At 69.3% G+C, this 12,663-nt stretch carries 17 protein-coding genes; 5 read left to right on the forward strand and 12 right to left on the reverse strand.

Annotation, left to right across the window (positions count from 1 at the left end):
• Positions 1-4: 4 nt before the first annotated feature.
• Genes F9B98_RS04195 through F9B98_RS15855 form a run of 4 tightly spaced genes read right to left on the reverse strand, consistent with a single transcriptional unit; the run spans position 5 to position 2,230 of the window.
• Positions 5-493 carry a glutaminase gene (locus F9B98_RS04195; protein WP_150953253.1) on the reverse strand — a complete coding sequence of 163 codons (489 nt, stop codon included), beginning with the start codon at positions 491-493 and terminating at the stop codon, positions 5-7.
• The gene (locus F9B98_RS04200; RefSeq protein ID WP_150953257.1) at positions 490-1,344 is read right to left on the reverse strand and encodes a transposase; all 855 of its coding nucleotides are present in this window, start codon (positions 1,342-1,344) and stop codon (positions 490-492) included. The genes F9B98_RS04195 and F9B98_RS04200 overlap by 4 nt, the downstream gene beginning before the upstream one ends.
• Before the next feature lie 21 nt (positions 1,345-1,365).
• A complete protein-coding gene (locus F9B98_RS04205; RefSeq protein ID WP_150953261.1) occupies positions 1,366-2,043 on the reverse strand; it encodes a GTP pyrophosphokinase family protein in 678 nt (225 codons plus the stop codon).
• 43 nt (positions 2,044-2,086) lie between these two features.
• Complete coding sequence (locus F9B98_RS15855; protein WP_191966663.1) at positions 2,087-2,230, reverse strand: hypothetical protein; 144 nt, start codon at positions 2,228-2,230, stop codon at positions 2,087-2,089.
• A 118-nt stretch (positions 2,231-2,348) separates the two neighbouring features.
• On the opposite strand from F9B98_RS15855, the gene F9B98_RS04210 reads away from it, so the two are divergent.
• Positions 2,349-2,675 carry a hypothetical protein gene (locus F9B98_RS04210; protein ID WP_150953265.1) on the forward strand — a complete coding sequence of 109 codons (327 nt, stop codon included), beginning with the start codon at positions 2,349-2,351 and terminating at the stop codon, positions 2,673-2,675.
• A gap of 3 nt (positions 2,676-2,678) precedes the next feature.
• Here F9B98_RS04210 and F9B98_RS04215 read toward each other — a convergent pair whose 3' ends face one another.
• Positions 2,679-2,996 carry an ATP-dependent DNA ligase gene (locus F9B98_RS04215; protein WP_150953268.1) on the reverse strand — a complete coding sequence of 106 codons (318 nt, stop codon included), beginning with the start codon at positions 2,994-2,996 and terminating at the stop codon, positions 2,679-2,681.
• Positions 2,997-3,109: 113 nt separating this feature from the next.
• Between F9B98_RS04215 and F9B98_RS04220 the strand changes: the two genes are divergently transcribed.
• A complete protein-coding gene (locus F9B98_RS04220; RefSeq protein ID WP_150953272.1) occupies positions 3,110-3,421 on the forward strand; it encodes a hypothetical protein in 312 nt (103 codons plus the stop codon).
• Here F9B98_RS04220 and F9B98_RS04225 read toward each other — a convergent pair whose 3' ends face one another.
• Positions 3,422-3,958, reverse strand: a complete 537-nt coding sequence (locus F9B98_RS04225) for a MarR family winged helix-turn-helix transcriptional regulator (RefSeq protein ID WP_150953275.1) — start codon at positions 3,956-3,958, stop codon at positions 3,422-3,424.
• Between the two features lie 135 nt (positions 3,959-4,093).
• Between F9B98_RS04225 and F9B98_RS04230 the strand changes: the two genes are divergently transcribed.
• Positions 4,094-4,582 carry a MarR family winged helix-turn-helix transcriptional regulator gene (locus tag F9B98_RS04230; protein WP_150953280.1) on the forward strand — a complete coding sequence of 163 codons (489 nt, stop codon included), beginning with the start codon at positions 4,094-4,096 and terminating at the stop codon, positions 4,580-4,582.
• Positions 4,583-4,609: 27 nt separating this feature from the next.
• On the opposite strand, the gene F9B98_RS04235 is transcribed toward F9B98_RS04230, so the two are convergent.
• Positions 4,610-4,849, reverse strand: coding sequence for a DUF3072 domain-containing protein (locus F9B98_RS04235; RefSeq protein ID WP_115915964.1), 240 nt, complete (start codon positions 4,847-4,849; stop codon positions 4,610-4,612).
• A gap of 78 nt (positions 4,850-4,927) precedes the next feature.
• Between F9B98_RS04235 and F9B98_RS04240 the strand changes: the two genes are divergently transcribed.
• Positions 4,928-5,893, forward strand: coding sequence for an alpha/beta fold hydrolase (locus F9B98_RS04240; protein ID WP_150953284.1), 966 nt, complete (start codon positions 4,928-4,930; stop codon positions 5,891-5,893).
• Between the two features lie 98 nt (positions 5,894-5,991).
• Positions 5,992-7,095, forward strand: a complete 1,104-nt coding sequence (locus F9B98_RS04245; protein ID WP_150953287.1) for an FUSC family protein — start codon at positions 5,992-5,994, stop codon at positions 7,093-7,095.
• A 27-nt stretch (positions 7,096-7,122) separates the two neighbouring features.
• Here F9B98_RS04245 and F9B98_RS04250 read toward each other — a convergent pair whose 3' ends face one another.
• The 5 genes from F9B98_RS04250 to F9B98_RS04270 all read right to left on the reverse strand — a co-directional run bounded on the left by F9B98_RS04250 (position 7,123) and on the right by F9B98_RS04270 (position 12,480).
• Positions 7,123-8,364, reverse strand: coding sequence for an ADP-dependent glucokinase/phosphofructokinase (locus F9B98_RS04250; RefSeq protein WP_150953290.1), 1,242 nt, complete (start codon positions 8,362-8,364; stop codon positions 7,123-7,125).
• 19 nt (positions 8,365-8,383) lie between these two features.
• Positions 8,384-9,247, reverse strand: a complete 864-nt coding sequence (locus tag F9B98_RS04255) for a ketose-bisphosphate aldolase (protein ID WP_150953294.1) — start codon at positions 9,245-9,247, stop codon at positions 8,384-8,386.
• Positions 9,248-9,282: 35 nt separating this feature from the next.
• On the reverse strand, positions 9,283-10,182 hold the full coding sequence (locus F9B98_RS04260; protein ID WP_225310212.1) for a carbohydrate ABC transporter permease: 900 nt from the start codon (positions 10,180-10,182) through the stop codon (positions 9,283-9,285).
• Positions 10,183-10,184: 2 nt separating this feature from the next.
• Complete coding sequence (locus F9B98_RS04265; RefSeq protein ID WP_150953297.1) at positions 10,185-11,114, reverse strand: carbohydrate ABC transporter permease; 930 nt, start codon at positions 11,112-11,114, stop codon at positions 10,185-10,187.
• A gap of 73 nt (positions 11,115-11,187) precedes the next feature.
• Positions 11,188-12,480 carry an ABC transporter substrate-binding protein gene (locus F9B98_RS04270; RefSeq protein ID WP_150953300.1) on the reverse strand — a complete coding sequence of 431 codons (1,293 nt, stop codon included), beginning with the start codon at positions 12,478-12,480 and terminating at the stop codon, positions 11,188-11,190.
• Positions 12,481-12,663: the final 183 nt, after the last annotated feature.

Raw genomic sequence — 12,663 nt, forward strand, 5'->3', positions numbered from 1 at the left:
GTCTCTATGCGCGTTCGGGGGGATGCCGCAGGAGCTCGATGCGCTCGTCGAGGTAGCGGCCGAGCGGCATGAGACCCCCGGCGCTGCTCCACCGCACCAGGAGCTCGCCGCCACGGACGGCCACGGGCGTCGACGAGGGGCCGACCGCGGCCGGGTCGATGCTCTCCCACCCGATGTGGATCGTCTCGCCCTCAGGCACTCCGCCCCGCGCCGCCGCGGCCGAGAGTTCGGCGCGGCGACGCTGCGACTCCGCGGCGAACCCCCGCCGGACCTCGGGGCGCGAGCGCACGATGTCACCGGTCGCGAGCAGGGCGTCGTCGGTCAGCAGCAGGGCCCCCAGGTGCCAGGCGGTGCCGCGCGGCGCGATCCGGGCCGCCCGGGGGATGCCGAGGAGTCGGCGTCCCTCGTGCAACTCGCCGAGCCGCTCGCGCGGGACGCCGGTCAGGCGGGCGCGAGCCTCGTCGAGGAGAGCGGAGAGGGCGGAATCGCTCATCGGTCGGATCCTCCGTCGCGTGCGGCTTCAGCCCGCTCGACGGCTTCCGCGGCGGCCCGCACGGCCTCGCGCGCACGGGTCTGCTCCCTCATCCGCTCGGCGAGTGCGCCGTCGGCTGCGTCGGCGTCCTTCTCGGCCCGCTCCAGATCGGCGCGGAGGCCGTTCACGCGCTCTCGAGCGCGCGTGGCCCGCTCGCTCGCCGTGTCCACGCGACGATCCGCGGCCGCGTTCTCGCGCTCGGCGTCGGCCTTCGCCCGCTCCGCCTCCCGCACGGCCCGTTCCGCGGCCTTGCGCGCGCGACGTGCGGCGAGGTCGTCGCGCGGGGTCTCGGGCAGCGTGAGCGTGTCGGGAACGGAGCCCGCCACCGCCTCCGCCAGTGCCCCCTGCGGCAGACCCGCCGGGTCGATCGCCGACACCAGGCGCCCGGTCAAGACGGCGGCGGCGGCCGCGGCGTCGACGACCGCGGCGTTGACGGTCTTCTCGACGGCGTCCGTCACCGCGGGACTCAGCGGGTTCCCCGCGGCGGCGGCCAGTTCTCCCGCCCGGCGCGCGAGGGCCGCGACCAGCTGCCGCCGTTGACGACCCAGTCGCCCGAGCTCCGCGGCATCCAGGTCGTCCTGCGCCTCGTGCAGTGCGCGCGAGAGCTCGACCGCTTCACCGAGCTGGCCGTCGCGCACCAGCAGGTTGACCGCCCACGCGGCCACCGTCGGTTTGCGCAGCTTCGCGACCTTGCGTCCGACGAGGCCGCCCTCGGCTGCGGCGCGCTCGTTGCGGGCAGCGGTGAACCGCGACGGGGGAAGGACGAACAGTTCGGCGGCGACCTCGTCCACGCGGGCGTCGTCGTCGCTCATCCCTCCATTGTGTCGTCCTCGTCAGAGCGAGACCACTCCGGGGTACGCGCCCCGGATCTCCCGGTGCAGGCGCTCCATCCGGGTGTCGAGCTCCGCGGCGGTGTCGGCGGCGTTCTTCAGCTCGGCGAGAAGGTCCTCCGGCACGAGGCGATCGTATTTGTAGTAGATCTTGTGCTCGAGGCTCGCCCAGAAATCCATCGCGATCGTGCGGAACTGCACCTCGACGGGCACGTCGACCCGGCCGGTCGAGAGGAACACCGGCACCTCCACGATCACGTGCAGGCTCTTGTAGCCGTTCGCCTTCGGGTGCGCGATGTAGTCCTTGACGTCGCGCACGGTGATGTCGTCCTGTCGGGTCAACAGGTTCGAGAGCCGGTACGCGTCGTCGATGAAACTGCACGTGACGCGGATGCCGGCGACGTCGGTGATGGCGGCGCGGATAGAGTCGAAATCCGTCTCGATGCCCTTGCGGCGGACCTTGTCGACCAGGCTGTCCGGCGACTTGACCCGACTCGAGACATGCTCGATGGGGTTGTACGCGTGCATCTCCTGGAACTCTTCCCGCAGGATCGAGATCTTCGTCTCCACCTCGGCGAGCCCGAACCGGTACTCCATGAGGAACCGCTGGAACTCGTCGCGCATGGCCCGCAGGGCCGCGCTCGAGACCGTGATCTGCTGCTCGTCCAGCGGGTCCGACATGGTGCCGACGATAACGAAGACGACTACGAGCCCGCTGGGAGCGTCACTTTCGCGGGGGCTCGGTCGCGGCCCGCGGGACCAGCTCGCCGTCGACGACGTCGATGGCGACGAGGTCTCGGAACACGTCCGGCAGATCGTCCGGGTCGTTCCACGATTCAGGATGCCGAGGTGTGGGGGGATTGATCACGGCGCCCTCCTTCCGTGCAGTGCCCCCACTGTGACAGGCGTCGTCGCCACGCCCGGTGGACTTGACACCTGGAATTCAGCGGCGTATCCCCGACACGCTCTGGCGTATCGTGGGCCGCATGGGGACCATTCACTACGGCGGAAGCGGCACGACCGTCCACATCGAGGACCGCGCCCTCGCGCACCTCAAAGTCGTCATCTCGACGAAGCTGCGCCGCGGCGAAAGCTTCACGCTTTCGTGGCGGCACCGCGACGACGAGGAGCGCGGGCGCAGCACGCTGTGGCTGCACCCCGCGATCCCGCTGCGCTTCGTCTTCGACGACAGCGAGCCGACCACGCTGAGCCGTGAATGGATCGAACGGCTCGCCGACTCGGCGAATTCGTCGGGCGGCATCATGCTCGTTCCCGAAGACATCGCCCCGGTCGAGCAGACGGAGAAGAGGTGAGCCTCAGCCCTCGTCGACGAGGGCGTCTTCGCTCGGCTCGGGCGTGATGGCCAGACCGTTGGGGCCCGAGGCCGCCAGCATGAGGTCCTCGACCCAGACGCGGTTGATGCGGGGCTGACGGCTGCCGTAGAAGTGGAACTGGATCGGCACCGAGGGGTGCATCCAGAAACTGCGGCGACCGCTGCCGTCGCCGACCTCGACGTCGAACATGAACGACTCGGAGCGCCGAAGCTTGTTCATCACGACGATGCGCAGGTGCGCAAGCGTGCGGTCATCGATGTCGACCGCGTTGGCAACGGTGTCGTAGATGAATCTACCCATGCCGACGAGCCTATCCGAGGAACGCACGTTCAGCCGCTTTCCGGGATGCCACGTCCTCGCATGCGAAATCAACCCCCGCCGAGCACGCGTCGGCGCGCGACTAGCGTGCTGGTGTGGGAACGCTCTACTACGGCGACGTCGCGACGCCGATCGAGATCGAAGACCGGGCTCTGGCGCACGTGAAGGTGGTCATCGCGACCAAGCTCCGCCGCGGCGAGAGCTTCACTCTGTCGTGGGTCCACGGACCCGACCAGGAAGTGGGGCGCAGCACCGTGTGGCTGCACCCGTCGATCCCCCTCCGGTTCGTCTTCGACGAGCCCGAGCCGGCGCTGCTCAGTCGCGCGTGGATCGAGGCGCTCGCGACCTCGGCGAACTCGTCGGGAGGGTTGCTGCTCGTCGACGAGCCGGAGTCGTCCGGCTCCTGATCACGCCTCCGCCGGGGCGTCGACCTCGGACTCCCCCGGGTGCGGGTCGACCTGGTCCACGGCATCCTGCAGCCGACCGAGGCACGCGATGACCGCGGCACTCTCTTCCGGAGTCATGTCCGCGACGGCGGCCATCATGCGGGTGTGCATCGAGCCGAGCGTGGCGCGAACCTCGTCGTCGCTCGCGGCGGTGGCGACGATGAAGATGCTCCGGCGGTCGGTGGGGTGCGGCACCCGCGTCACGTGGCCCGTCTTCTCGAGGCGGTCCACGATGGCGGTGGTCGACGCCGTCGAGACGCCGAGGTACCGGGTGAGTTCGCTGGGAGAGACCTGCCGCTTCTGGCCCGCCGCCTTGATGAGGTAGCGCAGGACGAGGAGTTCGTTCTCACCCATCGACATCGATTCGCGCGTGCGGCGGCGCATCGCGACCTCGGCGGCCCGGTACACGCGAAACGCCTGCAGGACGTCCACCGCGCGTCGCCGACGATCCTCGTCGCTCGCGCCGTACCAGTAGCGCGACTCGGCCCCTGTCTCCACCTGGGCATCCTATGTCAGGCCGCACGTCCAGCCCCCTGCCGGGCCGGTCGACGGGCGGGTAGCATCTAGGTAGAACGGCTATCTACTTGATCGGGATGAAAGACAGTAGCGAACCGAGAGACCTGAGGAGGCGAGATGGGCGAGGCGACTTCCGCGGACGACGTGGTCAGAGCTCTCAACGACCTCACCGACTCCGGCGTCGCGTCCGAGCGCGTGGCTCTGCACTCCCTCGGCATCGGCCCCAACGATGCGAAGGTGCTGCGCTTCCTGCTGCAGCGGACACCCGACGACGAGCCCGTCACGCCCCGGCTGCTCGCGTCGATGCTGGGGATCTCGTCCGCGGCGACCACCGCTCTGATCGACCGGTTGGCCGATGCGGGCTGGGTCGAGCGCGAACCCTATCCGGGAGACCGGCGATCGATCGTGGTGCGTGAGACGGTTCACGCCGACTCCCCCGCCCGCCGCATCCTGGCCGTGCGCAGCGATTCCGCCGCGGCGGCGGCTCACCGCCTCGGCCCGGCGGAGAGGCGGATCGTCGCCGACTTCCTGACGGACATCGCGCGCAGCGAGAAGCGCGGGATCGACGAGATGTCCGCAGACGACGAGGCGCCCCGCGGGTCCTGACGTGCAGGCCGCGGGACGCCCCGGGAGTCACTCGGTCGCGCGGCCGGTCTCGTTCTGCAGGCGGTCGATCTGCTCGGACGCCTCGGCCTTGGTCAGATCGGCGGGGATCTCCTCACCCGCCTCGCGCGCGAGCGTGTCGAGGTAGCTGCGCTGCGGGGCGGTCATCGGCTCGTCGCCGGTCACCCAGTCGGAGGGGTCTTTCTCGGCGGGGTTGTCGCCCTCGCGGACGGCACCCAGGGTCTCTTCTTCGCGGGAGGTATCGCTCATGAGGGAAGGCTAGGCCGCACCTCCGACACGGGAACCGGGATTGACAGCCCGCTCAGGCGGGTAGGGCATCCTGGTTCGATGCCCGAAGACTCGCGCCCCGCCGACGTCGCCGTCGACACCTTCCGCCGGGGGCGCTCCCGCACGCGCGTGACCCGCATGTCCACGGGCGCCCGGAACGGACGCCCCTTCGTCCTCATCGCCGGGATCGGCGTCGCGTCGACCTACTTCGAGTTCCTCGCCCCTCTGCTCGCCGAGAGGGGCGATGTCTACGCCCTCGACCTTCCCGGGTTCGGCGGGGTCCCGGCATCCGGAGAATCTCCCACCGCCGCGTACTTCGCCGACCAGGTCGAGGGTGTGCTCGACCACTACGGGCTGGAGGACCCCGTGCTCATCGGACACTCGATGGGCACTCAGGTGGTCGCCGAGGTCCTCGCCCGGCGCCCCGCCCTCGCGCACGCGGTGATGGTGAGTCCGGTCGTCGACGAGGCGGAATCGACGGCGATCGTGCAGGGCGTCCGGTTCGTCCAGTCGACGGTGCGGGAGTCGATGCACATCGCCCTGCTCGCGGTGTCGGCGTATCTGCTGTGCGGATTCCTCTACTTCTTCGAAGCCCTGCCGCACATGCTGCGCTACCGGATCTCGGACCGGATCGGGGCGGGGCATGCGTCGCTCCTGCTCATCCGCGGCGAGTTCGATCGCCCCTCGCCCCGCCGCCTGCACTCGCGCCTGGTCACCCGTGCCCGCCACGCCCGGCGGTGGGAGATCGAGGGTGCCGCGCACTGCGTCGTCAACAGCCACGCCGTCGGGGTCGCTCGCCTCGTCCTGCGCCACATCGACGACGAGCTGCCGGCGAGGGGACGGATGCCGGCGGCCCAGGCCGCGGTCCCTCCCGCCCGGCACGCCGACGTGACCATGGTGCTGGGGGCCATGGCCAGCCGCCTGGCGGAGTGGATCAGCGCCGCCCGCAAAGACGAGACCGGAGTCGAGCGCGCCAAGGCCCGCCACGCCCGCGTCCTGTGGGACGCCTACCGCCCCGGTCGCTGAGACCTAACCCCGCCGAGCCGTCGGAGCAACCCCCGCGACGGCTCGAGCGTCGGCGTCGAGCATGAGAGGGTGTCGACTCGCCCGCGCACCCCCCGCTCATGACCCTCCCCGCCGCTCTCGATCCCCGCCGCTGGTGGTCGGACGCGATCACCGCCGACCGGCTGCTGCTGGCCGCCAAGACCGCCGCAGCCGCCGCCCTCGCCTGGTATCTCGCTCCTTTCGTGCCTCTCGCGCAGAGCGAGTACTCGTACTACGCCCCGCTCGGCGTGCTCGTGAGCATGTACCCCACCGTCGCGCGCTCGGCCTCGAGCGGCGTGCAGGCCGTCGTCGGGCTCGCCCTCGGCATCGGACTGGGCCTCGCGAGCCTCGCCGTGGTGGGTACGGGCGTGTCCCGCATCGTCGCCGTCGCGGCCGTCATCCTCATCGGGGTGCTCCTCGCGGGCGTGCGCGCGCTGGGCGTCGGCCGCGACTGGGTGGCGATCGCGGGGCTCTTCGTGCTCCTACTCGGCGGTGCCGACCCCGACGGCTACTCGGTGTCGTATCTGGTCACGATGGCGTTCGGTGTGGTGGTGGGAGTCGTCGTGAACCTCGTCGTCGTCCCTCCGCTCAGGGTGAAGAAGGCCGACGACCGCCTGAGTCAGCTCCGCGACGCGCTCGGCGAGGCTCTCCGGGCCATGTCCTCCTCCCTCGCCGGCCGCTCCTTCGACCCCGAGGCGGCCGACCGGGCCGCCGCCGCGCTCGAGGGCACGCTCGTCGACGTGCGGGAAGAGGTCGAGCTCGCCGACGAGAGCCGCCGGTACAACCCGCGCGGCCGCCGCGTGAAGACCCCGCGCGACCTGGGGCGCCGCCGCTTGGACGCCCTGACCGGCACGGCGGACGCCACCCGCGAACTCGCCGCGGCGCTGGCGAGGCTCACCGCCGGCCCCGACGTCGACACCCGCCTTCCCGCCGACGTCCGCCGAATCCTCGCCGACGCGATCGACGCGGTCTCGCGGCTGGTGACCACCCCGCCCGAGCCCGAGGCCACCGCGGGCCAGGTGCGCGAGGCGGAGACCGCCCTCACCCGCTACACCGAGAGCCTGCGCGCCCTCGACGCGCACGAAGAGCCCCTCGACGCGTGGGAGGCCGCGGTGAGCCTCCGTCGCGTGATCGCGGCGTGCGGACCGTTCTCGGATCCGGATGCCGATACCGCGGCGCGCTGACCGTCTCGACGCTGCGGCAGGGCGAGGTCAGCGCGCCCGGCCGCCCACCGCATCGAGTGCTCGATCCAATGCGACCTCCGTGGCCCGCCGCGCGGCGGCCGGGACCGCGGCGAGGAAGCCGCCGACGAAGGTATCGCCCAGGCCGATCGTGGTGGGGTGGGCGGTGTCGACGACGTACGCCGGCACCCCGACGGCCCCGGTTCCGCTCAGGGCGTCCACCACCACGGTCCCCCCGGCGTGGCGCGGAAGCTTCGCGGTGACGTCGAGGTCGCCCGCGGTGCACGCGTCGCCGAGTCGATACCGGGTCGCCGCCGTGCGCACCGCGCTCTCGAGGCTCGACGCGTGCCGGGCCGCCGCGGGCCCCACGGCGAGCGCCCAGTACTTCGTGTGCACGACGAGCGCCCGTGCGGGGATGAGCCGGTGCGCCTCGGCGAGGGCCGTGGCGACGTCGGCGGCCGACAGCAGGTCCACGGGCCGCCCCAGGTACTCCTGCAGTTCGTCCTCGTTCATGCCGTAGACGTCGATGCGATCGAGCAGTCGTGCGCGCACGTGGGTCGAGAGCTCGCGGTGGTAGAAGCCCGCGTCCTCGTAGTACACCAGGGCATCGGCGGGAAGACGCCGCATGGCCGCGACGAGATCGTCGAGCCGGGCCTCGAGCAGGTCGGCATCCTGCATGGTGTTGAACCCCGACACGAGGAAAGCGGCGGCCCCCTCGAGAGCGTCGCCGAGCCCGTCGGCGATCGCCATCTCGCGATTGGGCGCATCGTTGGCGAAGATCAGGCGATTGGATGCCGGTGCCCTGACCTCTCCGTCGACGAGGCGCACCGTCGCCCCCTCGGGGTACTGCACGATGAGATGCGGATCGAGGGTGTCCCGCGTGGCCGACGAGACGACCCGCATCGAGGCCGGGAGCAGTCGCCGCACGTTGTCGTCGATGCTGACGAGATGCTGCACGGTGGGAACGCCGATGCGGTCGAGGGCGATCCCCGCGCGCACGCCCGTTCCCCCGAGCGTGACCGTGGTGTCGAAGTGCGCCGCGAAGGTCTCGACGATCTCCGAGGTCAGGACGAAGCGCTCGCCTCCCCCGCCCGAGGCGAGGAAGGCGAGCACCGTCACCACGAGCGCACGCTCGTCGATGATGGGCGTCGTGATGGTCAACTCGTCGAGACGGATGCCGTGCTCCGCGGCCAGGGCCGTGAGCACCTCGGCATCCCATCGGATCTCGTAGTCGACGGTTCCGCCGAGTCCGAGGACGAGGTCTTCCGCCATGGCGCTGTTCTCCGTCCGCTCAGTACAGGTCGGCCTTGCCGGCGGCGCCGAACAGGTCGATCTTCTCCGCGGCCGTGACCTTCATCGCGGCGATGCACTCGGGCTGGATCGCGTTGGGCTCGCGCAGGCGCCGGTCGGTGCCGAGCACCTCGCGCATGCGGTCATGGTAGGCCACCTTGATGTCGCTGGAGATGTTGATCTTGTTCACGCCCAGCTCGACCGCCCGGCTCAGCTCACCGTCGGGGTTGCTCGACCCGCCGTGCAGCACGAGCGGGATGCCGACGGCGGCCTTGATCTGCTCGAGCAGGTCGTGGCGCAGCTCGGGGTTCTTCTCGGCCGGGTACAGGCCGTGCGAGGTGCCGATGGCGATCGCGAGGCTGTCCACCCCGGTCTGCTCGACGAAGCGCACCGCGTCGTCGACGTTGGTGTAGATGATCTCGGCCGCGCCCGACTCGCCGTAGCTGTCGTTCGCACCGATCGTGCCGAGCTCGCCCTCGACCTGGACGCCCGCGGCGTGGGCGGCTTCGACGACCTTGCGCGTGAGCGCCACGTTCTGATCGAAGGGCTCGAGCGAGGCGTCGATCATGACCGAGGTGAAGCCCGCCTGGATGGCCTGCACGATCTGCTCGTACGTTCCGCCGTGGTCCCAGTGGATGGCGACGGGCACGCTCGAGCGGTGCGCGCGAGCGTGCATCGCCGGGATGAGGTCGGTCGTGATGTGCGAGACCTCGTCGGGGTGGATCGCGATGATGACCGGGGCGTTCTTCTCCTCGCTGATGTCCATGATCCCGGTGAACATCGCCCAATCGCTGATGTTGAAGGCCGGGATGGCGAAGCTGTGGGCGTTGGCCACGTCGAGGATGGACTTGCCGGTGTAGAGCACGGATTTCTCCTTGTTCGGGGTTGGGTAGGCGGGAGTCAGCTCTTCACCGAGCCGGCGGTGAGGCCGCTGATGAAGAAGCGTTGGAAGAAGAGGAAGAGCACCAGCACCGGGATCGAGCCGAGGATGCTCATCGCCATGATCTGGTTCCACTCGTAGGAGTGCTGACCCATGAGCAGCTGGATGCCGATCGGGACCGTGCGCATGTCGATGGTGCGCGTGAGGGTCAGCGCGAAGAGGAACTCGTTCCACGCGATCATGAACGTGTAGATGCCGACCGAGACGATCCCGGGGATCGAGATCGGCACGAGCACGCGCCACAGGGCCGTGAAGGAGCCGGCGCCGTCGACGCGGACGGCCTCGTCGAGCTCCTTCGGCAGGGTGTTGAAGTACCCCGTCATCATGATGATCGCGTAGGGCAGCGTGAACACCATGTAGGTGAAGATGAGGCCCGGGTAGGTGTTGTACAGGCCGAGTCCCACCATCAGCCCGAAGTACGGGATGAGCAGCGTGATGGGCGGGACGGCCTGGACGCTCACGATGATGACGTTGACGACGCGCTTGCCGCGGAATTCGAAGCGGCTGAAGGCGTAGGCCGCCTGGATGGCGACCAGCAGCGTCAGGATCGTCACCGCCCCCGCCACGACGTAGCTGTTGATGAAGAAGCGCACCGTTTCGGGGTTTGTGAAGATCGACACGTACGCGTCGAACGAAAAGGTGTCGGTGATGAGGCGCGGCGGCAGCTCGAAGATCTGCGTGTTCGACTTGAACGAGCTCGAGAGCATCCACAGCACGGGGCCGGCGGCGAAGACCGCGCCGAGGAGCAGACCGACGAGGACGCCGACCTTGGCGACCCGGCGACGGGCGACCGTGCTGCTGACGCGGGGGCGCGCGGTGGTGCTGCTGACGCGCGAGCGCGCGGTGGTGGTCGAGGCCATGGTCAGTCCCTCGCCTTCTGGTGGCGGACGTAGAGCACCGCGATGATCATCGACATCGCCAGGACCAGCACCGCCGAGGTGGAGGCCATCGAGAAGTCGTACTTCGCGAACGCGAGCTTGTAGGTGAAGGTGCTGAGCATCTCGGTGACGTCGATCGGGCCGCCGCCGGTGGTCAGCCAGATGAGCGCGAACTGCTGCGAGGTCCAGATGAGGTCGAGCAGCACGAGGCTGACGATGATCGGGCGCAGCTGCGGGATGGTGACGTTCCAGAAGCGCTGGACGGGGCTCGCGCCGTCGACGGTCGCCGCCTCGTACAGGTCGCTCGGAATGCCCTGAAGACCCGCGAGCAGGCTCACCATGAAGAAGGGATAGCCGGCCCAGATGTTGATGAAGGTGACCGTCCCCAGAGCGAGCTGCGGCGAGGCGAGCCACTCGATGTTCGTGTTCAGCAGGAAGTTGACGATGCCGTTGGGGGCGAGCAGCATGCGCCACAGCACCGCGATGACGGCGACCGTGAACAACCACGGCAGCACGTACAGGCCGCGGAAGATCGCCCGGGGCACGGCCCCGATGAGGCGGCTGTTGAGCAGGAGGGCGAACGACAGACCGAGGACGAGGTGAGCGGCGACGCTCGTGAGGGTGAAGAAGAGGGTGTTGCCCGTCGCCTTCCAGAACCCGGAGTCGGTGAGGATCGCGACGTAGTTGTCGACGCCCACGACCTCGGGGCTCTTGTTGAGGATGACGTTGTCCTGGAAGGAGTACCCGATCACCATGACGATGGGGACGATCATCAGGACGAACAACAGGATCAGGGTCGGCGAGAGGAAGGCGTAGGCCTCGCCGGCCCTGCGGAGTTGGCGGGTGCGGCGGGAGGCCGGTCGTCCGGTGACGATCACCTCGGTGTCGGGGGGAGTGAGGGTGCGCATGGTCATGATGTGCGGCTTTCGCTGGGCGGGATGCCGCACCGCGCTCGGGGGCGGTGCGGCATCCCGGTTCGAGGTCGGATCAGAACTCCGACGTCCATTCGTCCTGCGTCTTCGTGAGGGCGTCGCTCATCGACTGCTGACCGTCGAGCGCGGACTGGAACTGCGTGCCGAACTGGCGCATCAGCTCCTCGGCGACCGGGAGGCCGGTGAACTCGTTCGCCGGGTAGCCCTCCTTGTAGATGTCGAAGGCCGTCTTGAACAGCTCGTCGTCCTCGACGAAGGTCGGCACGCTCTCGGTGTTGCCCGGGAAGGCCTTGGCCATGGTCGACAGTTCGCTGTTGACGTCCTTGCTCATCAGGAACTGCACGAGCTTGAAGGCAGCGTCCTTGTGCTCGGAGTTCTCGGCGACGCCGATGCCCCAGGAGGCGTAAGGGATGCCGCGCTGACCGGAGAAGCCGTCCTCGGCGGGAACGGCCGAGATCGAGAATTTCAGGTCGGGGTTCGACTCGCGGATGAGGTTGATGTGCGCGAGGGAGTCGATCATCATGCCGACGCGACCGTTGGTGAACTCCTCGACCTTGTCCTGCTCCTTCATCGTGAACGACCCGGGGGCGATCACGCCGTCCTTCCAGAGCTGCTGGATGTAAGCCGTCGCCGACGACACGTCGGAGTTGGTCAGGTCGGGCTGGCCGTCCTTGAGCATCGAGCCACCCGAAGCCCACACCCACGACATGACGTCGTTCTGCACGCCGTTGGGCGCTTCGAGCGAGAGCGGGAGGACCCAGCCCGACACGTCGCCGCCGAGGGCCTTGATCTTCTTCGCCGCGTCGGCGAACTCGGTGCGCGTCGACGGCGGGGCCGAGACTCCCGCCTGCGAGAGCAGGCCGTCGTTCGTGAACATCGGGTAGACGAAGTTGACCACCGGGATCATGTACGTGCTGCCGTCGACCTTGATCTGGCTCGCCAGCTGGCTCTCGTCGTATCCCGACGAGCTCATCAGCTCGGACAGGTCGGCGATGACACCCTGCTTCGCGAAGTCGCTGACCCAGGCGCCGTCGAGCCCCACCACGTCGGGCATGGTGCCCGAGGCCGCTCCGGCGAAGAGCTGCTCCTTGGTCGAGGCGTAGGGCCCGCTCACCAGGTCGACCTTGATGCCGGGGTTCTCCTTCTCGAACTGGTCCATGAGTCCGCGGAACTGGCCGTCGCCCAGTTCGGGCTCCCACCACTGCGCGAACTCGATCGTGACGTCCCCGTCCGCGGAGGTGCCTCCTCCGCTCGACGAGCACCCCGCCATCGCCAGGAGGGTCGTGGCCGCTGCTGCGACACCGACGAGCTTGATGGCGTTCCGACGCCGGCGCCCGCTGTTGTCCATCGTTTCTCCTCGTTGAGATCTGCCGCATTTCGCGCTGTTCTGCGCGTTCTTGCGTCTTTCAGCATGAGTATGCGCTTACGTGCGACACACCGCAAGGGTGCGATGCAGATTCGTGACAATTGCGGCACGCAGGCGCGTGGAAAAACGCAAGCATCGCGCTGTGGATGCTGTTCTTTGCCGATT

This window comes from Microbacterium testaceum StLB037, from assembly GCF_008763945.1.
GTDB classification, from domain to species: domain Bacteria; phylum Actinomycetota; class Actinomycetes; order Actinomycetales; family Microbacteriaceae; genus Microbacterium; species Microbacterium testaceum_G.

Bases quoted from the DNA above. Each gene is read 5' to 3' on its own strand.
- F9B98_RS04245 (WP_150953287.1), top strand. From the start codon at position 5,992: ATGACCCTCCCCGCCGCTCTCGATCCCCGCCGCTGGTGGTCGGACGCG.
- F9B98_RS04200 (WP_150953257.1), bottom strand. From the start codon at position 1,344: ATGAGCGACGACGACGCCCGCGTGGACGAGGTCGCCGCCGAACTGTTC.
- F9B98_RS04240 (WP_150953284.1), top strand. From the start codon at position 4,928: ATGCCCGAAGACTCGCGCCCCGCCGACGTCGCCGTCGACACCTTCCGC.
- F9B98_RS04250 (WP_150953290.1), bottom strand. From the start codon at position 8,364: ATGGCGGAAGACCTCGTCCTCGGACTCGGCGGAACCGTCGACTACGAG.
- F9B98_RS04210 (WP_150953265.1), top strand. From the start codon at position 2,349: ATGGGGACCATTCACTACGGCGGAAGCGGCACGACCGTCCACATCGAG.
- F9B98_RS04205 (WP_150953261.1), bottom strand. From the start codon at position 2,043: ATGTCGGACCCGCTGGACGAGCAGCAGATCACGGTCTCGAGCGCGGCC.
- F9B98_RS04195 (WP_150953253.1), bottom strand. From the start codon at position 493: ATGAGCGATTCCGCCCTCTCCGCTCTCCTCGACGAGGCTCGCGCCCGC.
- F9B98_RS04270 (WP_150953300.1), bottom strand. From the start codon at position 12,480: ATGGACAACAGCGGGCGCCGGCGTCGGAACGCCATCAAGCTCGTCGGT.
- F9B98_RS04265 (WP_150953297.1), bottom strand. From the start codon at position 11,114: ATGACCATGCGCACCCTCACTCCCCCCGACACCGAGGTGATCGTCACC.
- F9B98_RS04260 (WP_225310212.1), bottom strand. From the start codon at position 10,182: ATGGCCTCGACCACCACCGCGCGCTCGCGCGTCAGCAGCACCACCGCG.
- F9B98_RS04235 (WP_115915964.1), bottom strand. From the start codon at position 4,849: ATGAGCGATACCTCCCGCGAAGAAGAGACCCTGGGTGCCGTCCGCGAG.
- F9B98_RS04215 (WP_150953268.1), bottom strand. From the start codon at position 2,996: ATGGGTAGATTCATCTACGACACCGTTGCCAACGCGGTCGACATCGAT.
- F9B98_RS04230 (WP_150953280.1), top strand. From the start codon at position 4,094: ATGGGCGAGGCGACTTCCGCGGACGACGTGGTCAGAGCTCTCAACGAC.